Here is a 22688-nt window from a genome sequence, read left to right as displayed (position 1 = left end):
CGCCCGCCAGGAGGTTTCATGGATGATGGCGCTGCGCAGCGAGCCGCTGCCGAACTGGCCTCCCTGGTGCGCCAGGTCACCTACGCACGCGGCGTGCTGGCCGCCCTGCACGCGCAGATCTCCACCGCACGCGCCCGGCTCGACCAGGGTGATTCCGCGCAGCTGCGCGAGGCCAACGCGCGCCTGGTCGTGGCGGCGATGCAGCAAAAGGACCAGACCGATTCCGCGCTGCAGGCGCTGGACGCGCTGGCGCGCTCGGCCGAACTCGATGGCCTGACGCAGCTGCCGAACCGCGCGCTGATGCTCGACCGCTTCACCCAGGCCATCGCCAAGGCCAGGCGGCAGCACACGCGGCTGGCGCTGCTGTTCATCGACCTGGATGGCTTCAAGCAGATCAACGACAGCCTGGGTCACGCCGCCGGCGACGACGTGCTGCGCCAGACGGCGCGTCGCCTGACCGGTTCGGTGAGGGACGTGGACACCGTGAGCCGCCATGGCGGCGATGAGTTCCTGATTCTGCTCGCGGACGTGGCCCAGAAGGCCGACGCCGTGCGGGTGGCCGACAAGCTGAGCCTGGCCATGTCGGCCTCCATGCTGGTCAACGGGCATGAACTGCACCTGTCCGTCAGCGTCGGCATCTGCATCTATCCCGACGAGGGCGCCGAGCCCGAAGCCCTGATTGCCTGCGCCGATGCAGCGATGTACCGGGCCAAGCGGCGCAGGGCGCCATAGCGAGCGAAGACCTCGAGATCAGGGCCCGAGGTGGGCGTTCGGGTTCAATATCTCCATCAGCCGCTCGGGCCGTGCCACCTCGGCAAAACCGAATTGCCGGTACAGGCCATGCGCATCCTTGGTCGCCAGCATGAAGCGGCGCAGGCCCTGCAGGGCCGGATGCGCGAATACGGCGGCCATCAATCGCTTCGACAAACCCCGTCCGCGGTGCGGCTCGAGGATGTACACGTCGGACAGGTAGGCGAAGGTCGCACGGTCGGTGATCACGCGTGCGAAACCGACCTGGCTGCCTTGGCAATACACGCCGAAACACAGCGCGCCCTGGACGGCGCGTGCCACCAGGTCCCTGGGGATGCCGGGCGACCAATAGCTGCGTGTCAGGTAGGCGTGGATGGCGTCGATGTCCAGCCGGGCGGCGTCGTCGGAGATGTCGTAAGGGTCCATGGCTGACTCGCTGTGGTCGGCTGATGTCATCGGTTTCCCGCCTACTTGATTTCGGGCTCGACCAGTTGCATCAGCAGCGTGAGGGATTCCTGCCAGCCCATGTAGCAGGCCTCGGCCGGGATCATCGCGGGAATGCCTTCCTGCACCGCGTGGAGCTCGGTGCCGCAGAATACCGGGCGCAGCGTGACCGTGGTCTGCATCTCGCCCGGCAGGTTCGGGTCGTCGAATGTTGCGCTGTAGCGGATCTTTTCGTTCGCCACCAGTTCCAGGTAGTCGCCGCCGAACGCATGGCTCTGGCCATTGGTGAAGTTGGTGAACGACATCCGGTAACTGCCGCCGAGCCTGGCGTCCATGTGGTGCACCTTGCCGGTAAAGCCATGCGGCGGAAGCCATTTGGCCATGGCGTCGGCATCGAGGAAGGCGCGGTAGATGCGTTCGGGCGTGGCGCGGATCACGCGGTGCAGGCGGACGGTGTGGGTCGTGGTCATGTTTTCGATCCTTGGTTTGAAAGCAGAGGACGGGCCTCTGACTGTACGACGAAGACGGGCGGCGAAATCGACAGGGGGCTTTGCACCGCTGGTCGGCGCGCGTGGCAGATCCCGGGCGCCCGGTATCATCCCATCGCCTCGTTCTTCCAGCCGGGCCCGCCATGTCCACCCGCCCACCCGCCAAACCTCCTAAAACCCTCGCCGCGGCGCACCAGCCGCTGGCCGAGCGCCTGCGTCCGCACACCCTGGGCGAAGTCATCGGCCAACAGCAACTGCTGGGCGAGGGCATGCCGCTGCGCATCGCGTTCGAGTCGGGCCAGCCGCATTCCTGCATCCTGTGGGGCCCGCCGGGCGTGGGCAAGACCACCATCGCGCGGCTCATGGCGGACGCGTTCGATGCGCAGTTCATCACCATCAGCGCGGTGCTGGGCGGGGTGAAGGACATCCGCGAGGCGGTGGAGCAGGCGCAGGCGGCGCGCGACGGCCTGATGCAGCAGCGCACCATCGTCTTCGTCGACGAGGTGCACCGCTTCAACAAGAGCCAGCAGGATGCGTTCCTGCCGCACGTCGAGAGCGGGCTGTTCACCTTCATCGGCGCCACCACCGAGAACCCATCGTTCGAGGTCAACTCTGCCCTGTTGTCGCGCGCCGCGGTGTATGTGCTGCAGCCGCTGTCCGAAGACGACCTGAAGCAGATCGTGACCAAGGCGCAGGCGATCCAGGCGGTGCCGGCGATCGAGGCCGTGGCGGTGGATCGCCTCGTGGCCTATGCCGACGGCGATGCGCGCCGGCTGCTCAACACCCTGGAAACCCTGGCTGTGGCGGCGCAGCAGGAGCAACTGGCGCAGATCGACGACGTCTGGCTGCTGCGCGTGCTGGGTGAACGCATGCGCCGCTACGACAAGGGCGGCGAGCAGTTCTACGACACCATCAGCGCGCTGCACAAATCCGTGCGCGGCAGCGATCCGGACGCGGCGCTGTACTGGTTCGTGCGCATGCTCGACGGCGGCGCGGACCCGCGCTACATGGCGCGGCGCTTCATTCGCATGGCCAGCGAAGACATCGGCCTGGCCGACCCGCGGGCCCTGCGCCTGGCCCTGGACGCGGCCGACGTCTACGAACGGCTGGGCACGCCCGAAGGGGAGCTGGCATTGGCCGAGTGCGTGGTCTACCTGGCCGTGGCACCAAAATCGAACGCCGTCTACAAGGCTTTCAACGAAGCCCGGGCCTTCGTGAAGAAGGATGGCACCCGTCCGGTGCCGATGCACCTTCGCAATGCACCGACAAAGCTCATGAAGGAGCTGGACTACGGCAAAGGCTACCGCTACGCGCATGACGAGGAGGGCGGATTCGCGGCGGGCGAGAACTACCTGCCAGAAGGCATGCCGCCGCCGGGTTTCTACCGGCCGGTGCCGCGTGGCCTGGAAATCCGCATCGCCGATAAGCTGGACGAACTCAAACGCCGCAACCATCACACCGACTAATGCCATGGCAATCCGGTGAATGCGGCCCGCGCGTGCCGTTTTTTCAAGGGTAAACCCCGGCCAAACCCGCTATTTGGGGTCCATGCGGCGTGGATACAATCCGCCCGGAACCCGCCAATGCACACCCTGGCGGGTTTTTTGCTAGATAAACCTTCGTGCCCAAAAGGAAGTCCGCCGGATCCAGGCCCGGTGGCGTTCGAGGTCTTCTGGCACATCACAAAAACGGAGTAATTCTTTATGGAAATATTGCTACAGCAGATCATCAACGGTCTGGTCCTGGGCAGCATGTACGCCTTGGTGGCCCTGGGCTACACCATGGTGTACGGCATCATCAACCTGATCAATTTCGCGCACGGCGAGGTGCTGATGGTCGGGGCGCTCACGAGTTGGACGATCATCGGCCTGATGCGCGACGCCTGGCCCACTTCCCCTGGCTGGCTGGTGTTGTTCGTCGCGCTGATCATCTCCTGCGTGGTGGCATCGGTGCTCAATTTCGTGATCGAGAAGGTGGCCTACCGGCCGCTGCGCAACAGCCCCAAGCTCGCACCGCTGATCACCGCGATCGGCATGTCGATCCTGCTGCAGACGCTGGCCATGATCATCTGGAAGCCGAACTACAAGCCGTACCCCACGCTGCTGCCGAGTGCGCCGCTGCAGATCGGCGGCGCGGTGATCACGCCGACGCAGATCCTGATCCTCGGGCTCACGGCGGTGTCCCTGGCCGTGCTGATGTGGCTGGTCAACTACACCAAGCTCGGACGCGCGATGCGGGCGACGGCCGAGAATCCGCGCGTGGCGGCCTTGATGGGCGTGAAGCCCGACATGGTGATTTCCGCCACCTTCGTCATCGGCGCGGTGCTGGCCACCATCGCCGGTGTGATGTATGCCTCCAACTACGGCACCGTGCAGCACACCATGGGCTTCCTGCCCGGTCTGAAGGCGTTCACGGCGGCGGTGTTCGGCGGCATCGGCAACCTGGCCGGCGCGGTGGTCGGCGGCATCCTGCTGGGGCTCATCGAGTCCATCGGCTCGGGCTACATTGGCGTGCTCACCGGCGGCGTATTCGGCTCCAACTATTCCGACATCTTCGCCTTCATCGTGCTGATCATCATCCTCACGCTGCGCCCATCCGGCCTGCTGGGTGAACGCGTGGCCGACCGGGCCTGACGAGATCGATCGAGGAACATCGACATGAAATCAACCAATACCAAATTGCTCATCGGCGCGGTCGCGCTGCTCGTGCTGCCGCTGATCCTGCAAGGCTTCGGCAACGCCTGGGTGCGCATCGCCGACATGGCGCTGCTGTACGTGCTGCTGGCCCTGGGCCTGAACATCGTGGTCGGCTACGCCGGCCTGCTCGACCTGGGCTATGTGGCCTTCTTCGCCGTCGGCGCCTACATGTTCGGCCTGATGGCGTCGCCGCAGCTCAGCGACAACTTCCCGGCCTTCGCCGCGATGTTCCCCAACGGCCTGCATTCGCCGCTGTGGCTCATCGTGCCGCTCGGGGCGGGGCTGGCGGGGCTGTTCGGCATCCTGCTGGGCGCGCCCACGCTGAAGCTGCGCGGCGACTACCTGGCCATCGTGACGCTCGGCTTCGGTGAAATCATCCGCGTGTTCATGAACAACCTGGACCACCCGATCAACATCACCAACGGCCCCAAGGGCCTGGGCCAGATCGACTCCATCAAGTTCTTCGGCCTGGACCTCGGCAAGAACCTCGACATCGGCAGTTACACGCTGTCGTCGGTGTCGCTGTACTACTACCTGTTCCTGGTGCTGGTGGTGGTGAGCGTGATCATCTGCCACCGGCTGCAGCTCTCCCGCATCGGCCGCGCCTGGATGGCCATCCGCGAGGACGAGATCGCCGCCAAGGCCATGGGCATCAACACCCGCAACATGAAGCTGCTGGCCTTCGGCATGGGCGCCACCTTCGGCGGCGTGTCGGGCACCATGTTCGCCGCCTTCCAGGGCTTCGTTTCGCCCGAATCGTTCAGCCTGATGGAGTCGGTGATGATCGTCGCCATGGTCGTGCTCGGCGGCATCGGCCACCTGCCCGGCGTGATCCTGGGCGCGGTGCTGCTGTCGGCCCTGCCCGAGGTGCTGCGCTACGTGGCCGGCCCGCTGCAGGCCATGACCGGCGGCCGGCTCGACTCCGCCATCCTGCGCCAGCTGCTCATCGCGCTGGCCATGATCGTGGTGATGCTGGTGCGTCCGCGCGGCCTGTGGCCCGCGCCCGATCACGGCAAATCGCTGCAAGCCAAGTAAGGAGCACAACATGAGCGAAACCCTACGAAAAGATGTTGTTCTCAAGGTCGGTGGCATCTCCAAGCGCTTCGGCGGCCTGCAGGCGCTGAGCGATGTCGGCATCACCATCGAGCGCGGCCAGGTGTATGGCCTGATCGGCCCCAATGGCGCCGGCAAGACCACGTTCTTCAACGTGATCACCGGGCTCTACACGCCGGACGCCGGCAGCTTCGAACTCGCCGGCAAGCCCTACCAACCCACCGCCGTGCACGAAGTGGCCAAGGCGGGCATCGCGCGCACCTTCCAGAACATTCGGTTGTTCGCCGAGATGACGGCGCTGGAAAACGTGATGGTCGGCCGCCACATCCGCACCGGCTCCGGCCTGCTGGGTGCGGTGTTCCGCACGCCCCGCTTCAAGAAGGAAGAACTCGAGATCGCCCAACGGGCGCAGGAATTGCTCGACTACGTCGGCATCGGCAAGTTCGCCGACTACAAGTCGCGCACGCTGAGCTACGGCGACCAGCGCCGTCTGGAGATCGCGCGCGCCCTGGCCACCGATCCGCAGCTCATCGCCCTGGACGAGCCCGCGGCCGGCATGAACGCCACCGAGAAGGTGATGCTGCGCGAACTCATCGACCGCATCCGCAACGACAACCGCACCATCCTGATCATCGAACACGACGTGAAGCTGATCATGGGCCTGTGCGACCGCGTCACCGTGCTCGACTACGGCAAGCAGATTGCCGAAGGCACACCCGCCGACGTGCAGAAGAATGAAAAAGTGATCGAGGCTTATCTCGGTACCGGAGGACACTGAGATGGCAACCACAAACAAAGACGTGCTGCTGAAGGTCAACGGCCTGCAGGTGGCGTATGGCGGCATCCAGGCCGTCAAGGGCGTGGACTTCGAAGTCCGCGAAGGCGAACTGGTCTCGCTGATCGGCTCCAACGGCGCCGGCAAGACCACCACCATGAAGGCCATCACCGGTTCGTTGCCCTTCGTGGCCGGCGACATCCAGTACCTCGGCCAGAGCATCAAGGGTCGCGGCGCGTGGGACCTGGTCAAGCTCGGCCTGGCCATGGTGCCCGAAGGCCGCGGTGTGTTCGCGCGCATGACCATCACCGAGAACCTGCTGATGGGCGCCTACATCCGCAGCGACAAGGGCGGCATCGCCTCCGACATCGAGAAGATGTTCAACATCTTCCCGCGGCTGCGCGAACGCAAGGACCAGCTCGCCGGCACCATGTCCGGTGGCGAACAGCAGATGCTGGCCATGGGCCGCGCGCTCATGAGCCGCCCGCGCGTGCTGCTGCTCGACGAACCCTCCATGGGCCTGTCGCCGATCATGGTCGACAAGATCTTCGAGGTCATCAAGGACGTGTACGCCCAGGGCGTGACCGTGCTGCTGGTCGAGCAGAACGCCAGCCGCGCGCTCGGCATCGCCAACCGCGGTTACGTGATGGAGTCGGGCATCATCACCATGAGTGGCGAAGCCAAGCAGATGCTGAACGATCCGAAGGTCCGCGCCGCTTACCTCGGCGAATGATCCCCCGTTCGCCCTGAGCCTGTCGAAGGGCCGGACAAGGCTTCGACGGGCTCGGCCCGAACGGCGGAACCCTGTCGAGGCGCAAGTCATCCGTTGGCCCTGAGCTTGTCGAAGGGCATTCCATCGACATGCCTACACCCAAAGTCTTCCGACTGCCCCCTGACGCCATCACCGACTACGCCCACGATGGTGCCGTGATCCTGCGCGGTGTGCTCGACGCGGCGGAGGTGGCGCGGCTGGCCGAAGGCATCGAACACAACCTCGCCCATCCCGGCCCGCTGGCTGCCGTCGCCAGCCAACCCGACGACCCGGGCCGTTTCGTCGAGGACTTCTGCACCTGGCAGCACAACCCGTCCTACCGCGAGATCCTGTTCGCGTCCGCGCTGCCGCACGTGGCGGCGCAGCTCATGCAAAGCGAGACCGTGCGGCTCTACCACGACCATCTGCTGGTCAAGGAAGCCGGCACGCGCCAGCCCACGCCATGGCACCAGGACCAGCCCTATTACAACGTGAGCGGCCGGCAGAACGTGAGCTTCTGGATCCCGGTCGATGCGGTGCCGCTGGCCAGCACGCTGCGCCTGGTGGCCGGATCCCACGCCGGCACCTGGTACATGCCGCGCAGCTTCCGCGACCAGCAGGCCAAGTGGTTTCCCGACGGCACGCTGGCCGAGTTGCCCGACATCGATGCCGATCCCCTGCGGTTTCGCCAACTGGCCTGGGCCATGGCGCCCGGCGACGTGCTGGCCTTCCACATGTTGAGCCTGCACGCCTCCAGCGGCGTCGGCCCCGCCGCGCGGCGCCGCGTGTTCTCCGCGCGTTACCTCGGCGACGACATGCGCCACGCACCACGGCCCTGGCGCACGTCGCCGCCTTTTCCGGGCTTGACCGAGCGGCTGGCGGATGGGGCGGTGATGGACGACGTGTTGTTTCCGCGGGTGTATTGAGTCAGTCGGCTCAGGCCGCCGCCCGGCGTTCGCCGCGCCGCCGTGCGAACGCGATGCTGGCGATGCACAGCACCAGCCAGGCCGCACCCGAGCACAGCCCCGCCACCACGTCGCTGGCGAAATGCACGCGCAGGAACACCCGGCTGGCGGCGGTGGTGAGGATCACGGCGGTGGCGCCCATGGCCGCGGCCACGTGCCAGCGCGGCGGAAGCAGGCGCCAGGCCAAGTAGGCGAGCATGCCGTAGGTGACCATGGCCCCCGAACTGTGGCCGCTGGGGAAGCTGAAGCCTTGCGCGGGCGTGGCGATGTCCAGATGCAGAGGCCGCGCACGTTCGAACACCTGCTTCAACAGCGGATTGAGCACGGCGTTGCCGCCCACCGCCGCCACCCAGCCCAGCGCCAGGCCGCGGTGGGCGCTTCGCCACAGCAGCCCGGCCACGGCAACGCCGAGCACGGTCAGCACCAGCGGCTCGCCGAAATGTGTGAGCCAGCCGAACGCCGCCAGGGCCGCCGCCGGCGCGCGGGTGGCCACAGTGCGGCTCAGAGCCTCGTCCGCCAGCTGCAGCGTGCCCCCGTCGCCGAGCAGCCGGGCGATGCCCGAGAACACGGCTGCCGTGAACAGCAGCAGCGCGAAACTCCCCACCACGCGCGGGCCGAGCCGCTGCAGGAAGCCACTGCGCACCGGCTGGCTGGTGTCGCTCGGTGCGGGTCCGCCGTGGGCCAGCCAGGCGGTGATGCCGCCTGTGGTGCAGGTGGCAAGCAGCAGCAAGCCGAGAAACAGCGGCCAGGCGTGCAGGCCAAGCTGTTCACCGATGGCGATCCATTGGGATGGGCTGGCCAGCATCAGAAGCTGTTGGAAGTGTGTTCAGAAAGCGGCGCAGCCAGCTCGAGCAGATCCGTATGGACCAGCACGAAGGCATCGGCATCGGCCAGGTAGTCCCAGCGCTCGACCGCGCAGCGTCTCCGGGTTGCGGTGCAGTCGGCCCGCAGCAGGTTCACCGAATTCGGCGCGCCGGGCCGGGTGCGCGAAGAGACGGCGGTACCCGCCTGCACGGCCCACATGGGGCGCGGCGCCGCACCGTTCGGCGTGGCGGGAAGCCATGGCGCGCGGCGGTGCAGCGGCACGACGAAGGGCAGGTGGATGTGGCCGCCGAGCACGATGTCGGCGCCCGCGGCAGCCCAGGCCTTCACAGCCGAAGCCGCGCCGCGCAACATGTTCTTCCGTTCACCGGCTTGTTGCACCGCGATGGGCTGGTGCACCGCCACCACGCGGATCTGCAGCGGGTTCGCCTGCACAGAGACCGCCAGCCGGCGGGCCGTGTCAGCGATCTGGGCGTGGGAAATCTCGCCGTGTTTGTGTCGGTACCAGCGCGTGGTGTTGTTCGACAGCAGGCACCAGGCCGGCGTCTGCAGTTCGGGTGCGAGCACGTCGCCGAAGGCGGCTCGGTAGCGGGCGTAAGGTTGGAAAAGCCGCGCGGGCAGGTCGAGCAGAGGGATGTCGTGGTTGCCGGGAATCGCCATGCAGTGCGCGATGGCGAGCCGGTCGACGAAGGCGCGCGCCTCGGCGAACTGCGCGCCGGTGGCGCGTTGCGTCACGTCGCCCGAAAGGATGGCCTGACCTGGCGCATGCATGCGCACCAGGCGGACCAGCGCCTCGATCACCTTCGGCTGTGCGGTGCCGAAATGGGTGTCCGACAGATGCAGCAGCGTGCCGGCGCCCATGGTCATGCAACCGCCGGCGGGCGGATCAGCCACAGTGGCTCCGGCGCGACGCGGAACCGCAGTGGCATCTGCATGAAGCCGACCTCGCCATCGGTGGCCACCTTCACCCGCCGCCGCAGTGCGCCACGGCTCGGCGCCACGTCCAGCGAGCGGAACGACAGAGTCTGCACCTTCTCCGCATCGTCGAGCCGGCTCGCCGCGCCGCGCAGCAATAGGCCGAGGCGCGCCAGCCGGTGCATGGGCCGCACCAGCACCGCGACGAGCGAGCCGCCTTCCAGCGCCTCGCCCTCGGCCACGCCCACCTGCTCGAACTGCAAGGCGTTGTTGCCAACGAACAGGCTGGCCGTGCGCAGCGAATGGACCTCGCCGCCCCAGGCCAGGCGCAGATCCCAGGGCCGGTGCTGGCCGAACAGCGTGCGCAACGCGGCGCCGAAGGCCACGAACCGGTTGCGGCCGTAGCGGGACTTGAAGGCCTCGCGGTCCTCGAGCAACTGCGCGTAGACGCCCAGACTGGCATTCACCAGGAACACGCGGTCGTTGACCAGCCCGACCTGCACAGGCTGCGGCGGCTGGCTCAGCAGCACGCGCAGCGCGCCTTCCATCTCCGTGGGAATGCCGTGGTTGCGCGCGAAATAGTTGAACGTGCCCTGCGGCAATACGCCGAAGGCGCAGCCGCTGCCCAGGGTGGCCTGGGCCACGGTGTTGATCGTGCCGTCGCCACCGGCCACACCCACGATGCCGCCGCCGGCCTGCGCCGCGGCCACGGCGGCGCCTGCCTGCTGCTGCGGCGGATGGCGCTTGTCAATGGCGAAAACCTGCAGCGTGCGGCCGGCGGCCGCGCAGGCCTGTTCGATCTCCGCGACAGCGGCGCCCGCCTCACCGTGGCCAGAGGCGGCGTTGAGCACCAGGCACAGCGGCCCGCCAGGCACCTGTCGGGGCGCGGATGAACGGGCGGCAGAGGAGGGGGAGGGTGAAGACATTCACCCGCCATGTTAGGGCAGCAGGGTGGAGCACCGGTCAGGACGCCGGCGCGTCCCGGTGTCGGAACACGCCTGCATCGGCGCGCTGCGTCACACGTAGGCCGCGCTTACCGGCACGCGCGTGCAGTCACGAAGCCAGCGTCTTGCGCAGCGCGCTGGCCAGTTCGTCGGACTCCCAGTAGATGGAGTGAGCCCAGCCCTTCTCATCGACCAGCTCGGTGGCGGTGTCCTGCACGGCGATGTCGGTGGGTTGGCTGCCGTCGGCCAGGCGAAAGACGGTGCCTGCCGTGAACGCGAGCAAGTCCATCGGGTCCCAGAGGTTGGTCCAGCGTCCGATGCTGGGCGGCAGCTTGACGGGTGTGTCGCGTCGGTAGGTGGCGAGTTCGGGGCGGCGGGGATCGACGATGTGGAAGAAGGCGGCCTGGCTGCCGAAGGTCAGGAAGGACCTGATCCACAGGCGTTTGTCTTCCGACGCCGGTTTCACCGCGGCGTCGAAGGCGATCACACCACCCAGGCTGTGTGCGACCACGCTGATCGGTTTGTTCTGGGTGCCCCAATCAGGGCCGCACTGCGCGAGGGCATCACGCAGCCTTTTCTGGGCTTGATCGGGTTGGCGCTGGTAGCTCATGATGTCGCCCAGCGTGGCCGAGATCGGTACCGCCAGGCGCGCGCGCACGTCCTGGTTCAGCCGGCCCAGCTGGTTGCCGACGAAGCGGCCGAGTGCCTCGTCGATGCCGTGCAGCACGTGGCCGGCGATGCGCTTGACCGGGTCGAGCAGGGCGCGCGTATCGACCGCTTCGACCTCTCCGGGCGCGTCACCGCCGCGCACGGCGTAGCCACCGCCGACCGCGAATTCCCCGGCAGGTGACGCCACCGTCGGCGCAGCGTCACCGTGTGGCAAGTCCCGCAACACGGCGTCGATGGCGCGCCCGACGATGGCCAGGGTCTCGGGGTCGTCGATGTGCTGCAGCACCTGGGTGGTGCCAAGCTCGTCGGCCACCGCGTCGCGCACGGCGTGGGGTTGCACGCCCGGCGCGCCGCGCACCAAGGAGTCGGGCTGCACCTGGCCGCTGACGAGGTCCGCGCGTTGTGCATTGTCGAGCTGCGGGCCGGCTCGGGCGACCAGGGCGCGCACGGCCTGCGGGCTGAGCGACGGGGAGGCGCCCTCGTCCGCGCGTACGTGCCATTCACCATCCGAGAATGCGGGCAGGCAGTCGGCCAGGTCGGTCGACTGGCCGCCGAGATCGCCCCAATAGACAGGCACCAGGCGCTTGCCCTGTCCGAGGATTTGCTGGAGTTGGTCCACCTGCTTCTGGAAGGGCGGAAAGTCATGGTTGTTGACGCCATGGATGACGAGGATCGGTTCGGTCATGCGTGCTCCAGCCGCGCGAGCGGATTGCCGTAGAGGGTGTAGGCCAGCGGTGTCGGGTCGCCGGGATTGGCGGCGCGCAACTTGGCACGTGCGGCCTGCATCGCTTCGCCGAGTGTCTGGCCTTTGATCAGCTCGTCGTAGAAGGTCTCCGAGAACTGCCGCGCGCTGACGTCGCGCACCTCCCAGAGCGTGCCGATGAAGGCGCCGCTGCCACACTTGAGGAAGCGATCGGCCCAGCTCGCCAGCTCGGTGTAGAGCGCGGTGGTGCCCGAGGTGGTGCACGCGTTCATGAAGACCAGCGGCGCCCGCGACTTGAATTTGTTCTGCGGCACCGCGCCCATGAAGGTCAGGTCCCAGCGCTGCTGGCCGAACGGCACGTAGGCGCCGCCTTGCACATTGGGCAGGTTCACGTTGTGGGCGGCGAAATGCAGCAGGTCGAAGCCGCCAGCGGCCAGCAGCGTGTTGAGGCTGGTGAGATCACCGATGGTGCTCGCACCGTTGAGCAGGGTCTGCAGGCGTTGCAGTTCGGCCTGGGCTTGGGGCGGTGCGTCGGCGGGCAGCACCAGCACCTTGGTGGCCCGCTTGAGCGAGCGGCAGGGCCCGGCACCGTAGCGCCAGCGCGCCACCGTCGTCGATGCGGCCAGGAAGTCACCCTCGCCCGTGTCGGGGTCGGCCAGGAACAGCAATTCCCATGGCGTCGGATCGGCCTCGGAAAGGATGTTGAGCACGCGGATGTTGCGCTTGTGCTCGATCAGCAGCGCCTTCAGCCCGTCCGGCACGAGTTGCTCGAACAGCAGGTTGCCCATGCCGCGCAGCCACACCGCCTGGTCTTCCTTCTTCAGCGCATAGAGGTTGCGCGCCTGGGCATTGAGATTGGCGATGGTCGCGTCGTAGTTCTGCTGCCGAGCATTCAGCAAAGGCTCGGAATACATCGGCGGCCAGACGTCCTTGCGGTCGCTGCGCAGCTGGAAGCGGTAGCGCCGCGTCTCGGCGTCCATCGCCACGTCCAGCGTGTACTCGCCGGACTCGGGCTCGCGCATGTCCATGTCGCCCACGGCTTCGTTGGCGCCCGCGGTGACCGCTTCGGTGGCCACCGCGATCTGCAGGGTCACGCCGGCCACCTGCGCGGAGCCGTTCCAGGCCATCACATCGACTTGCTGGATGCCTGGCTGCTGCGCCATGAAACCGAAGCGCAGGCTGGCCGAGTTGCCGCTGGCCGGCACCTGCAGGGTCAGCGTCGTCGGCCCGATGGCCTTGAGGCCAGGGGCATGCACGTCGATGGTCAACTCGCCGGTGAAACCGCCGATGGGGGCGTTGGCCGCTGCCGTGCCGGGTGCGGGCTGGGCCGCCTCGCCCGCCACCTGCACGATGACGTAGGTCTGCGCATTCAACGCGACACGGTCCGGCGTGCGGGCATTGAAGAATCGGGGCGGCGCAGGCGGTGGCAGGGGCGGGGCGTCATCGGGCAGCGCCGCGCCCGTGGGTTCGGGCAGCAAGTCTGGCGTTGGTTCGGCGCGGACGCTGAACTCGACGGTTTCTTCATCGGGCAGCTGGCGGCTCGGGGCTTCGCGGGAGTTGAACACCTCGCCGAACACATCCAGATCAGGCAAGCTGCGGGCCGCGTCGCGGCTGCTGCGATGCCGGAACAGCCTTCCCAGTTTCCCGAGTCCGCCGAGCCCGCCCAGTCCGCCCAACACATCCGGCAAGGACATGGGCGGGCTCGCGGGTGTGGGCGGCTCCGGACTGTCGGGCGCGACAAAGCCCAGGGCCCTGTCGCCGCGCACGACCACCGCGCCCTGGAACGGCGCCTCCTGTTCGTCCACGGTCGGGCTCGAGGTGGATGCGTGCAAGTCCAGCAAGATCGTCAGCGTCGATCGGGCCCTCTCCTGTTGGCTGCAGGCCCCCAGGCGCCCGAGCACTTCCGCGCTTTCGAAGAGATAGAAGTAGACCAACCCGCTGTGCTCGCGGCGCACGATCACGTGCCTGGCGCGCCTCCCATCGGGCTTTTGCAGGCGGTCCAGGGCGGCCTGGCCGGTCTGGGACGCGTCGAGTGCGGTGAAAGCGGTGGAATAGGCCCGCCCCGCGGGGGCCGGCTGCATGGCTGCGGACGACATGGTGATGTTCCTCCTGCGAACGCCGGGTCGGCGCCGCGTGAAACTTTAGGCGGCCGCGGTGCGGACGTAAAGGCGGGTGTACCCCGGGGCATCCCCCATCATGGGGGCGCGTTCCGCCGCTGTACGCGATGCAGGCGACCGTGGCGGGGTGCCGCAAAGCCGCCTCGGCGTCTGGGCCGGGCGTTGGGTGTATAACCGGGGCCCTCTTCGGCCACGCGCCGCCCCGTCCGGGCCGTGCGCGGGCCTCCGCACAACTCGGCCGGCGCATTGGGGCGCCGCCACCTCAAGGAAGACGACATGGGCGCGCAGTGGAAAGCAAAAGGCAAGGAACTGGCCGCGAACGCCAGGGGCCGGATGTTCGGCAAACTCGCCAAGGACATCATGATCGCCGCGCGCGCCGGAGCCGATCCGGCGTCCAACGCGCGGCTGCGCCTGGTGGTGGAGCAGGCGCGCAAGGTGTCGATGCCCAAGGAAACGCTGGAACGCGCCATCAAGAAGGGCGCCGGCCTGACTGGCGAGGCCGTGCACTTCGAGCACGTGATCTACGAAGGCTTCGCGCCCCACCAGGTGCCGGTGATGGTCGAATGCCTGACCGACAACGTCAACCGCACCGCGCCCGAGATGCGTGTGCTGTTCCGCAAGGGCCACCTCGGCACCTCTGGATCCGTGGCTTGGGACTTCAACCATGTCGGCATGATCGAGGCCGAGCCTACGGGTGGTTCGGCGGCCGATGCGGAACTGGCTGCGATCGAGGCCGGCGCACAGGACTTCGAGCCCGGCGAGGAAGAGGGCACCACGACGTTCCTCACCGATCCGGGCGACCTGGACCTGGTGAGCCGTGCCTTGCCGGCCCAAGGGTTCACCGTGTTGTCGGCCAAGCTCGGCTACAAGGCCAAGAACCCGGTCGATCCGGCGAAGCTCACGCCGTCGCAACTCGAGGAGGTCGAGGCTTTCCTGGCCGCGATCGACGCCAACGACGACGTACAGAACATCTTCGCCGGCCTGGGCGGCTGATCCGCGGTGCGGGCGCATGCCGCCGTTCGGGCCAGGCCGGTTTGATCGAAGGCAACCATTCCCGATTTCGCAGTCGGACGGCGCCGCGCCGCCCCGGCTCCCGTTAAGCTACGCATTGGCGTGAAACGCGCGATCAGGCGAGCCGCATCGTGTCGCGTCCATTCATCTCCCCGCGGAAGCTGCCATGAGAAACGAATCGAGAAAATGGGTGACGCACCAGGCCTGGGTCGAGGGCAAGTGGGAGCGCGACGTGGTGCTGGCGATCGGCGCCGACGGTACCTGGGCCAGCGTCCTGCCCAATGCCAGTGCGGCGCAGCAGGCCGGCGCCACGCGCCTGGACGGGCCGGTGCTGCCGGGCGTGGTCAATGCCCATAGCCATGTGCTGCAGCGCATGCGCGCCGGTCTCACCGAGCGGCGCGGCGTGGCCTCGCAGGTGGCGCAGGAGCGTCGAACGCATGCTGCCCAGCGTGTCACGCCGGCGCAACTCGAGGCCGTGGCCGGCCAGTTGTATGCGGAACTCCTGCTCGGCGGCTATACGCATGTCTGCGAATTTCTCTTCCTCCATGCCGAGGCCGCAGCCGAGCCGCTCCAGATGGCGCAGGCCCTGGCCCGTGCGGCGCGCGGCGTGGGCATCGGGCTGACGCTGTTGCCGGCGCTGGCCTCGGCCGGTCACAGCGGCCCCGCGCCGGTGGCAGAGTTGCTGGCGGTGGTCGAGGCCATCAACCGGCAGACCGCGGCCGCGGTGCGCGTGCCGGCGGTCTCGCGCGAGGCGTCGAGCGCCGGGGCGGTGCTGGTCGGTGCCGGTGTCGGCCTGGGCGGACTCGACACCGCGGACCGCAGCGCGATGCAGGCGCTGACCGCCGCGGCGCGCAAGACCGGCCTGCCGGTGCACATCCACATCGCCGAGCAGCCGTCCGCGGTGGACGACTGCCTGGCCCGTACCGGCCAGCGGCCGATCGAATGGCTGCTGGCCCATGCCGACGTCGATGCGCGCTGGAACCTGGTGCATGCCACCCATGCATCGCCGGCTGAAATCGGCGCGGTGCGCAGCGCGGGTGCGGCCATCGTCGTCTGTCCGAGCAGTGCGGCCAACCTGGGCCGCGGCGTGTTCGACCTGCCGGCCTTTGCGGCCGTGGGCGGCAACTGGTCGATCGGCTCGGACCGGCACGTCGCGCGCAGCTGGCCCGAGGAATTGCGCCTGCTGGAATACACCTACCGGTTGCAGCGTCACGCCCGCAATGTGGCCGCCGAGGCCGCGGGGCGCGAGAGCTGCGCGGCCGTCCTGTTCGACGCCGTGGTGGCCGGCGGCCAAGCGGCGACGGGGCAACGCGTCGGCCCGATCCAGGTCGGCCGGCGCGCCGACTTCCTGGTGCTCGATGCCGCATCGAACGCCCTGCTCGGCCTGCCCGCCGACCACCATCTCGACGCGCTGCTTTTCTCCAGCCCCTCGGCGCGCTTTCGCGACGTGTTCGTGGCGGGCGCGCGGGTGGTGCGGGAAGGCCGCCTGGTCGGCCCTCAGAACGACACGGCGCTGGCGGTCCGCATCGGCGAAGCCTTCGTGCCGGTGATGCAGGCGCAGCATGTGCGGCCGGCGCAGGCCGTCGCGGTCCCGAGGCCCGCTTGATTCGTTTCATCCACGCGGCCGACCTGCACATCGACAGCCCGCTGCGCGGCCTCGGCCGCTATGCAGGCGCACCGGTCGAGCGGCTGCGCAACGCCACACGCCGCGCGCTGGTGCAACTGGTCGATCTGGCACTGCGCGAGCAGGTGCATTTCGTGCTGCTGGCCGGCGATCTGTACGACCGCGACTGGCCCGACTTCCACACCGGCCTGTTCTTTCGCGAGCAGATGGTGCGGCTGGTGCGCGCCGGCACGGCCGTGTTCGTCGTGCAGGGCAACCACGACGCGCAGGGGGTGATCAGCCGGCAATTGCCGCTGCCCGAACAGGTGAAGGTCTTTGGCAGTCGCGCGGCGGAAACGGTGCTGCTGCGAGAACTCGGCGTGGCACTGCACGGCCGCAGTTTTCCGGACCGTGCGGTGGACGAGGATTTCGTGCCGAACTATCCCGAGCCCGTGCCCGGCGTCTTCAACATCGGCCTGCTGCACACCAGCCTCACCGGCGCGGCCGGGCACGACACCTATGCGCCGACCAGCCTGCCGGTGCTGCGCGCCAAGGGCTACGACTATTGGGCCCTGGGCCACGTGCATGCGCGCCAGGTGGTGAGCGAGGCTGCGCCGCGCGTGGTGTTTCCCGGCAACCTGCAGGGCCGGCACGCGAACGAGACCGGTGCCAAGGGCTGTGAACTCGTCACGGTGCATGGGGGCGCCGTCGACGCCGTGTTCGTGCCGCTGGACGTGGTGCGCTGGCACCAGTGCACGGTCCCGCTCGACGGCATCGATCAGCTCGGCGCGGCCACGCAGCGCGTTGCGCGGGCGCTGGCCGATGCCGCCGAGGAGGGCGCGGGCGGTGACCGGCTGCACGCCATGCGCATCCATCTCGTCGGCCAGACCGCGCTGCAGGCCGAAGAGGCGCGCCAGCCCGGCACGCTCGCTGCCATGGTGCACGCCGCGGCGCAGGACGTGCCCGGTGCCGAGGTCTGGATCGAGCAGGTACGGCTGGCCGTGTCTTCCCCCGTGGACCGAGCGCGTATCGCCCAGGGGCAGGATGCCGTGGCCGAACTCGTTCGCCTCGTGGATGAACTTGCGGCCGATCCCGCGCGGCTGGCCGACTGGTCGGCACGCATGCTCGGCGACGTGCTGCACAAGCTGCCCGCGGAGGTTTTGGCCGGACAGGCGGGCGACCTGCCGGTACTGGCCGATCCCGAGTCCCTGCGCGGACTCTTGATGGAAGCCGAAGCCACGCTGCTGGCCCGATTGAACGCCAATCCGGCATGAAGATCCGCAAGCTCTTCCTCCAGGCCTTCGGGCCCTTCACCGGTCGTGTGCTCGACTTCGGCGCCACACCCGCGCGGCTTCACCTGGTCTACGGGCCGAACGAGGCCGGCAAGTCCTCCGCCTTGCGCGCCATCGGCGACCTGCGTTTCGGCATCCCGCTGCGCAGCGCCGACAACTTCGTGCACGACAACGCGCAACTGCTGCTGGCCGGTGTGTTCGAACAGGCCGATGGCACGCCGCTGGCGCTCGCGCGGCGCAAGAAGAACAAGGACGCGCTCACCGCGGCCGACCCGCTCACCGGCGAGCCGCTGCTGCACAGCCCGGCGAACGCGGCCGTCGTGCAGGCCCTGACCGGCGGGCTGGACCGGGCGCGTTTCGAACTCGGCTTCGGCCTGGACCATGCCCGGCTGCGCGAAGGCGGCCGGCAACTGGTGCAGGGCGAAGGGGAGCTCGGTGCGGCGCTGTTCGAGGCCAGCGCCGGCCTGCAGGGCGTGAAGGCGCTGCTGGCCACCTTGCAGGAGGACGCCAAGGCCTACTACGGCCCGCGCTCGGCCCAGGCCGTGATCAACGACGCGGCCCGTCAGCTCGAAGAGCACAAGCAAGCGCTGAAGAAGGCCCTGGTGCGGCCCGAGGCCTGGCGCGAGCGGCAACGCGCGCTCGACGCAGCCGGCGAGCAGCTGCAGGCCCTGCAGGCTGAGATGGCCGCGCTGCGTCAGCGCGCGGCCACGCTCACCGAACTGCGTGCGGTGCAGCCGCTGCTGCGCCAGCGCGACCAGGCGCTGGCCGACAGCGTGCAGCTCGGCCCGGTGCCGGCCTTGCCCGCCGATGCGCGCGAACAACGGCTCGCCGCCCAGCAGACCCTGGCCACCGTGCAGCAGCAGATGGCCGAAGCCCAGGCCGAGATCGACGCCTGCGCCGACGCCCAGGCCGCGCTGCGCCTCGAACCCGGGCTCACCCGGCACGCGGCCGCGGTCGAACGCCTGGTGCAGGATTTCGCGGCCGTGCGGCGCCAGCGGCCCGAACTGTTGCAGACCCGCGCGGCTCTGCAGGCCGGCGGCCAGGCCCTGGCCGAGCAGGCCGCGCAGATCGAGACCGGGCAGGGCGTGGCGGCACTGCTGGCCGTCGCACCCACGGCCGCCGAGCGCCTGGCCCTGGACGAACTGCTGGCCGATGGCGCGCGCGTGGCCCAGGCGCTTGCCGATGCGCAGGCACGGGTCGCCCGTACCGCGGCCCAATTGCAGGCCAGCCTTGGCGTGGGCGACGCGGCCACGCCCGTGTTCGCATCGGTGGTCGCCGCGCTCGACGCCGCCTTGCAGCACGCCCAGGCCTGGAGCGAAGGCGCATCGCGCCAGACCGAGCTGCAGCGCGACGTGGATGCCACGGCGCGCCGGCTCGGCCAGGCGCTGCACGAACTCGGCATGCCCGACGCGGCCAGCTTGCAGACTGCGCGGCCGCTGCTCGCGGGTGAGATCGCCCAGGCCGAACAGGCCATGGCGGCGCGCGAGGCCGAAGGCCTGGCCCTGGTCAGAGAGGACATGCAGTTGCAGCAGGACCTGCAGGTCCACCTGCGACGGCAGCAGCAACTCGCGGCCGTGGGCGAACTCGTCACGGCGCAGACGTTGCAGGCCGCGCGCGAACGCCGGCACGGTTTGTGGCGAGAGTTCAAGCGCTTGCCCGGGCCCAGCGTCGACGTTGACGCCCTTGCCGCACTCGCCGAGCGTTTCGAACAGGCCCAGGCCGAAGCCGACCGCCAGGCCGACCTGTTGCGCGAAGGTGCGGAGCGCGCGGCACAGGCCGCCGAATGCGGCTTGCGCATCCAGGAGAACCAGGCCGCCCGCCAGGCCCACGGGCTGGCCCGCGCCGATTGGCAGCGTCGGCAAGACCAGGCGGCCATGGACTGGCGAGCCCGGCTGGTCGCGGCCGGCCTGCCTGCCCACGACCCGGCCGTGCTGCGCGACTGGCAACAGCGCCGTGCGCAGGCGCTGGAACTGGCGCAGCAACATGCCGACTTGCAGCGCGAGTCGGCCGACCTGGGCGAAGCCGTGCAAGCCGCGCTGTCGGACCTGCAGGCCGCACTGCGCGCCGCCGGCCAGGAGACGCCGGCGAGCCCCTCGCTCGCGGCGCTGGTGCAGCAGGCGCGCGGCTGGCTGCAGGCGCAGGTCGAAACCGCGGCCCGTGCCGAGGCCCGGGCCGCGCAACAGCAGCAGTGGCGCGCCGAGCTTGCCGCCGCCGAGGCCGACGTCGCTGCGCGGCAGGCCGAACATGCGGCCAATGCCGAGGCCCGTGCCGGCTGGACTCAACGCCTGCGCCTGGCACCGCACAGCACACCCGCCGCAGTCAAGGCGCGGCTGGCCGAGTTCGCGGGCCTGGCCCAGGCCCAGGCCGTGCTGCACCAGCAGCAGGCCAGCATCGACCGGGCCCAGGCGCTCGAAGACGCACTGGCCCGCGACGCCGCGGCGCTGGCCACGCTGCTGCAGGAAGCGGCGCCCAGCCATCTGGGCGACTTCATCGATCAGCTGCAGCGCCGCACCGCCGAGGCTTCGGCGGGCGAATCACGGGCTGCCGAACTCGAACGCCGCGCCGGCGCCGCACGCCGCCAGTTCGACCAGGCCCGGCGCCAGGGCCAGGCCGGTGCCGCCGTCCTGCAGGACCTGTGCGCCATGGCCGGCGTGGCCACCGTGGACGAACTGCCGCAGGCCGAGCTGCGCGCCGAAACCGGCCGCCGCCTGCAGCAGGACGTGACCAGACTTGCGGCCCAACTCGCCGCCGCCTCGGCGCGCTCCGTCGATGCCCTGCGCGAAGTCGTCGCCGACCTGGACACGGCCGGCACCGATGCCGAACGCGCGCGCATCGAAGCCGCGCTGCCCCTGCTGCAGGCGCGCATCGACGAAGCCCTGGCGAATCAACTGGCGGCGCGCCAGGCCTTCGAGGCGATCGACACCTCGGGCGCGGCCGCCGAGGCGCGCGAGGCCATGGAGTCGGCGGCCGCGCGTTACCGCGCCGCGGTCCGGCCCTGGGCGCAGCTGAAGATGGCGGAGAGCCTCTTGCAGGAAGCGCTACGGCGTTTTCGCGAACGCGCACAGGGGCCGATGGTGACGCTGGCTTCGGACTACTTCGCACTCGTCACTGGCGGCCGTTACCGACGCTTGCGCGTCGACGAGGCCGGCGACAAACCCGCACTGCAGGCCGTCGACGCCGAAGGCCGCGCCATCGGCGTCGAGGCCATGAGCGAGGGCACGGCCGACCAGCTCTACCTCGCGCTGCGCCTGGCCGCGCTGGAGTTGCAGCGCAGCCCGGAACGCGCCATGCCGTTGGTGCTCGACGACGTGTTGATGACCTCCGACGATGAACGTGCCGCGCAAATGTTCAAGGCCCTGGCGCGGTTCGCCGAAGGCGGTCAGGTGTTGTTGTTCACGCACCACCGGCACCTGGTACCGCTCGCACGATCGGTGCTGCCGGCCGAAGTGCTGGCCGTGCATGCGCTGGGGCCCTGACCGGCTGGCGGCGAGCGGTTGGGCTTCAGGCCTGGCTCAGTGACGTCGAGCGCCGCTCGATGATGCTGAAGCCCACGTCCACCACGGGGTTCTGGATCGGCGTGTCGTTGCAGCGGTCGATCACGAGTTGCGCGGCCAGCCTCCCGATCGCCGCGCCGTCCACGTGCACGGTGGTCAGCGAAGGTTGCATGTGCGCCGCGAAATCCGCATTGCCGAAGCCGCAGACGGCCAGCTCCTGCGGCACACGGATGCCGCGGGCCTGCGCCTCGGCCAGCACGCCTTGGGCCAGTTGGTCCGAACTGCAATACACGGCCTGCAGCTTGGGGTCCTGCCGCAGCAGATCGGCCAGAGCCCGACGGCCGAGCGCCAGGCTGCTCGGTGCCGGCACCACGGCGGTGGGCACGTCTTTGCCGATCGTGGCCAGGAAACCCTCGCGACGCAGTGCGCCGCGGTGGTCATCCCCGGTGGCGATGCCCACGCGTTGCCAGCCCTTGCCGAGGAAATAGCCGGCAATGGCGCTGCCCACCTTCAGGTGCGAAAACCCCACCAGCATGTCGATGGGCCGCTCGCTGAGGTCCCAGGTCTCCACCACCGGGATGCCGACGCGCCGCAGGCGTTCCCTGGCGGTGGCCGAGTGCACCAGCCCCGTGAACACGATGCCGTCCGCGCGCCGGCTGATCATGGTGTTGATGAGGGCCTCCTCGCGCGCATGGTCGTAGCCCGTCTGGCCCAGGATCAACTGGTATCCCGCATCCGCAAGCGTTTCGGTCAACGCCTGCACCGTCGGCAGGAACTGCGCCACCGAAATCGTCGGCACCAGGCCGGCGACCATCAGGCTGCGTTTCGACTTCAGCCCGCCGGCCAGCAGGTTGGGGATGTAGCCGACGGCTTGCGCCGCCGCCTGAACCTTGAGGATGGTGTTTTCCGAAACCAGCTTCGGATTGCTCAGCGCCCTGGAAGCGGTGATCGGCGACACCCCGGCCTGGCGGGCGACGTCATGCAGGGTGGCGGCTTTGAATGGGGTTGCTGGATGCATCGGCAATGGCGGGATGACGTTTGACAACGTTGGCATTTTACGGTCCGTGATTATTCCCATCCTGCATCGTGAGCGCTAGGGTAAACCCGAGGCATGAAGCGCTTGACGGTGAGACTGACAACGTTATCATTTGCATCTCAAAGCATCGACCGCAACAGCGGCGCCCACCCGGAGACCC

At 69.0% G+C, this 22688-nt stretch carries 19 protein-coding genes; 11 read left to right on the top strand and 8 right to left on the bottom strand.

The genetic code is table 11. The features are described from left to right. Window positions 1–18 precede the first annotated feature (18 nt). Entirely contained in the window at window positions 19–732 is a 714-nt protein-coding gene (locus RD110_RS20290; protein ID WP_076201521.1) for a GGDEF domain-containing protein, read from the top strand. An 18-nt stretch (window positions 733–750) separates the two neighbouring features. Here the strand turns inward: RD110_RS20290 and RD110_RS20285 are convergent, their stop codons facing one another. Beyond that, window positions 751–1206, bottom strand: coding sequence for a GNAT family N-acetyltransferase (locus RD110_RS20285; protein WP_076201519.1), 456 nt, complete (start codon window positions 1204–1206; stop codon window positions 751–753). Window positions 1207–1217: 11 nt separating this feature from the next. Beyond that, window positions 1218–1664 carry an SRPBCC family protein gene (locus RD110_RS20280; protein WP_076201518.1) on the bottom strand — a complete coding sequence of 149 codons (447 nt, stop codon included), beginning with the start codon at window positions 1662–1664 and terminating at the stop codon, window positions 1218–1220. A 161-nt stretch (window positions 1665–1825) separates the two neighbouring features. On the opposite strand from RD110_RS20280, the gene RD110_RS20275 reads away from it, so the two are divergent. The 6 genes from RD110_RS20275 to RD110_RS20250 all read left to right on the top strand — a co-directional run bounded on the left by RD110_RS20275 (window position 1826) and on the right by RD110_RS20250 (window position 7883). After that, window positions 1826–3148 (top strand): replication-associated recombination protein A, encoded by a 1323-nt coding sequence (locus RD110_RS20275; protein ID WP_076201516.1) that lies wholly within the window; start codon window positions 1826–1828, stop codon window positions 3146–3148. Between the two features lie 237 nt (window positions 3149–3385). Further along, entirely contained in the window at window positions 3386–4315 is a 930-nt protein-coding gene (locus RD110_RS20270; RefSeq protein ID WP_076201515.1) for a branched-chain amino acid ABC transporter permease, read from the top strand. Window positions 4316–4339: 24 nt separating this feature from the next. After that, window positions 4340–5413: a branched-chain amino acid ABC transporter permease gene (locus tag RD110_RS20265; RefSeq protein ID WP_076201513.1), complete on the top strand. Its 1074-nt coding sequence runs from the start codon at window positions 4340–4342 to the stop codon at window positions 5411–5413. Between the two features lie 10 nt (window positions 5414–5423). Next, window positions 5424–6209 (top strand): ABC transporter ATP-binding protein, encoded by a 786-nt coding sequence (locus RD110_RS20260; protein ID WP_076201512.1) that lies wholly within the window; start codon window positions 5424–5426, stop codon window positions 6207–6209. 1 nt (window position 6210) lies between these two features. Continuing rightward, window positions 6211–6939 carry an ABC transporter ATP-binding protein gene (locus RD110_RS20255; protein WP_076201510.1) on the top strand — a complete coding sequence of 243 codons (729 nt, stop codon included), beginning with the start codon at window positions 6211–6213 and terminating at the stop codon, window positions 6937–6939. Between the two features lie 128 nt (window positions 6940–7067). Further along, window positions 7068–7883 (top strand): phytanoyl-CoA dioxygenase family protein, encoded by an 816-nt coding sequence (locus RD110_RS20250; RefSeq protein WP_076201509.1) that lies wholly within the window; start codon window positions 7068–7070, stop codon window positions 7881–7883. A gap of 10 nt (window positions 7884–7893) precedes the next feature. Here the strand turns inward: RD110_RS20250 and RD110_RS20245 are convergent, their stop codons facing one another. The 5 genes from RD110_RS20245 to RD110_RS20225 form a co-directional block, all read right to left on the bottom strand. Further along, window positions 7894–8727: a phosphatase PAP2 family protein gene (locus tag RD110_RS20245; protein WP_076201507.1), complete on the bottom strand. Its 834-nt coding sequence runs from the start codon at window positions 8725–8727 to the stop codon at window positions 7894–7896. Next, complete coding sequence (locus RD110_RS20240; RefSeq protein ID WP_239467081.1) at window positions 8727–9638, bottom strand: metallophosphoesterase family protein; 912 nt, start codon at window positions 9636–9638, stop codon at window positions 8727–8729. The genes RD110_RS20245 and RD110_RS20240 overlap by 1 nt, the downstream gene beginning before the upstream one ends. Then, a complete protein-coding gene (locus RD110_RS20235; RefSeq protein WP_083686383.1) occupies window positions 9608–10585 on the bottom strand; it encodes a diacylglycerol/lipid kinase family protein in 978 nt (325 codons plus the stop codon). Before RD110_RS20235 ends, RD110_RS20240 begins: the two co-directional genes overlap by 31 nt. 127 nt (window positions 10586–10712) lie before the next feature. After that, window positions 10713–11957 carry a hypothetical protein gene (locus RD110_RS20230; RefSeq protein WP_076201500.1) on the bottom strand — a complete coding sequence of 415 codons (1245 nt, stop codon included), beginning with the start codon at window positions 11955–11957 and terminating at the stop codon, window positions 10713–10715. Further along, window positions 11954–14071 (bottom strand): TCAD7 domain-containing protein, encoded by a 2118-nt coding sequence (locus RD110_RS20225; RefSeq protein WP_083686381.1) that lies wholly within the window; start codon window positions 14069–14071, stop codon window positions 11954–11956. The genes RD110_RS20230 and RD110_RS20225 overlap by 4 nt, the downstream gene beginning before the upstream one ends. A 297-nt stretch (window positions 14072–14368) precedes the next feature. Between RD110_RS20225 and RD110_RS20220 the strand changes: the two genes are divergently transcribed. The 4 genes from RD110_RS20220 to RD110_RS20205 all read left to right on the top strand — a co-directional run bounded on the left by RD110_RS20220 (window position 14369) and on the right by RD110_RS20205 (window position 21474). Continuing rightward, the gene (locus RD110_RS20220; protein WP_076201497.1) at window positions 14369–15085 is read left to right on the top strand and encodes a YebC/PmpR family DNA-binding transcriptional regulator; all 717 of its coding nucleotides are present in this window, start codon (window positions 14369–14371) and stop codon (window positions 15083–15085) included. A gap of 184 nt (window positions 15086–15269) precedes the next feature. Continuing rightward, window positions 15270–16709 (top strand): amidohydrolase family protein, encoded by a 1440-nt coding sequence (locus RD110_RS20215; protein ID WP_076201495.1) that lies wholly within the window; start codon window positions 15270–15272, stop codon window positions 16707–16709. Continuing rightward, window positions 16706–17980 (top strand): metallophosphoesterase family protein, encoded by a 1275-nt coding sequence (locus RD110_RS20210; protein WP_239467080.1) that lies wholly within the window; start codon window positions 16706–16708, stop codon window positions 17978–17980. The genes RD110_RS20215 and RD110_RS20210 overlap by 4 nt, the downstream gene beginning before the upstream one ends. Beyond that, window positions 17977–21474, top strand: coding sequence for an ATP-binding protein (locus RD110_RS20205; protein ID WP_076201494.1), 3498 nt, complete (start codon window positions 17977–17979; stop codon window positions 21472–21474). Before RD110_RS20210 ends, RD110_RS20205 begins: the two co-directional genes overlap by 4 nt. A gap of 25 nt (window positions 21475–21499) precedes the next feature. On the opposite strand, the gene RD110_RS20200 is transcribed toward RD110_RS20205, so the two are convergent. Then, a complete protein-coding gene (locus tag RD110_RS20200; protein WP_076201492.1) occupies window positions 21500–22510 on the bottom strand; it encodes a LacI family DNA-binding transcriptional regulator in 1011 nt (336 codons plus the stop codon). Between the last annotated feature and the right edge of the window lie 178 nt (window positions 22511–22688).

The organism is Rhodoferax koreense, from assembly GCF_001955695.1.
In the GTDB taxonomy this organism is placed as follows: Bacteria; Pseudomonadota; Gammaproteobacteria; order Burkholderiales; family Burkholderiaceae_C; genus Rhodoferax_B; species Rhodoferax_B koreensis.
The sequence above is the reverse complement of the archived record's forward strand: the minus strand, read 5'-3'. Positions and strand labels throughout refer to the sequence as shown.

Excerpts from the sequence above, each read along its gene's own strand:
- RD110_RS20260 (WP_076201512.1), top strand. The coding sequence starts at position 5,424 with ATGAGCGAAACCCTACGAAAAGATGTTGTTCTCAAGGTCGGTGGCATC.
- RD110_RS20220 (WP_076201497.1), top strand. The coding sequence starts at position 14,369 with ATGGGCGCGCAGTGGAAAGCAAAAGGCAAGGAACTGGCCGCGAACGCC.
- RD110_RS20290 (WP_076201521.1), top strand. The coding sequence starts at position 19 with ATGGATGATGGCGCTGCGCAGCGAGCCGCTGCCGAACTGGCCTCCCTG.
- RD110_RS20270 (WP_076201515.1), top strand. The coding sequence starts at position 3,386 with ATGGAAATATTGCTACAGCAGATCATCAACGGTCTGGTCCTGGGCAGC.
- RD110_RS20285 (WP_076201519.1), bottom strand. The coding sequence starts at position 1,206 with ATGACATCAGCCGACCACAGCGAGTCAGCCATGGACCCTTACGACATC.
- RD110_RS20280 (WP_076201518.1), bottom strand. The coding sequence starts at position 1,664 with ATGACCACGACCCACACCGTCCGCCTGCACCGCGTGATCCGCGCCACG.
- RD110_RS20225 (WP_083686381.1), bottom strand. The coding sequence starts at position 14,071 with ATGTCGTCCGCAGCCATGCAGCCGGCCCCCGCGGGGCGGGCCTATTCC.
- RD110_RS20215 (WP_076201495.1), top strand. The coding sequence starts at position 15,270 with ATGAGAAACGAATCGAGAAAATGGGTGACGCACCAGGCCTGGGTCGAG.
- RD110_RS20265 (WP_076201513.1), top strand. The coding sequence starts at position 4,340 with ATGAAATCAACCAATACCAAATTGCTCATCGGCGCGGTCGCGCTGCTC.
- RD110_RS20200 (WP_076201492.1), bottom strand. The coding sequence starts at position 22,510 with ATGCATCCAGCAACCCCATTCAAAGCCGCCACCCTGCATGACGTCGCC.
- RD110_RS20250 (WP_076201509.1), top strand. The coding sequence starts at position 7,068 with ATGCCTACACCCAAAGTCTTCCGACTGCCCCCTGACGCCATCACCGAC.
- RD110_RS20230 (WP_076201500.1), bottom strand. The coding sequence starts at position 11,957 with ATGACCGAACCGATCCTCGTCATCCATGGCGTCAACAACCATGACTTT.
- RD110_RS20245 (WP_076201507.1), bottom strand. The coding sequence starts at position 8,727 with ATGCTGGCCAGCCCATCCCAATGGATCGCCATCGGTGAACAGCTTGGC.
- RD110_RS20235 (WP_083686383.1), bottom strand. The coding sequence starts at position 10,585 with ATGTCTTCACCCTCCCCCTCCTCTGCCGCCCGTTCATCCGCGCCCCGA.
- RD110_RS20205 (WP_076201494.1), top strand. The coding sequence starts at position 17,977 with ATGAAGATCCGCAAGCTCTTCCTCCAGGCCTTCGGGCCCTTCACCGGT.
- RD110_RS20275 (WP_076201516.1), top strand. The coding sequence starts at position 1,826 with ATGTCCACCCGCCCACCCGCCAAACCTCCTAAAACCCTCGCCGCGGCG.
- RD110_RS20255 (WP_076201510.1), top strand. The coding sequence starts at position 6,211 with ATGGCAACCACAAACAAAGACGTGCTGCTGAAGGTCAACGGCCTGCAG.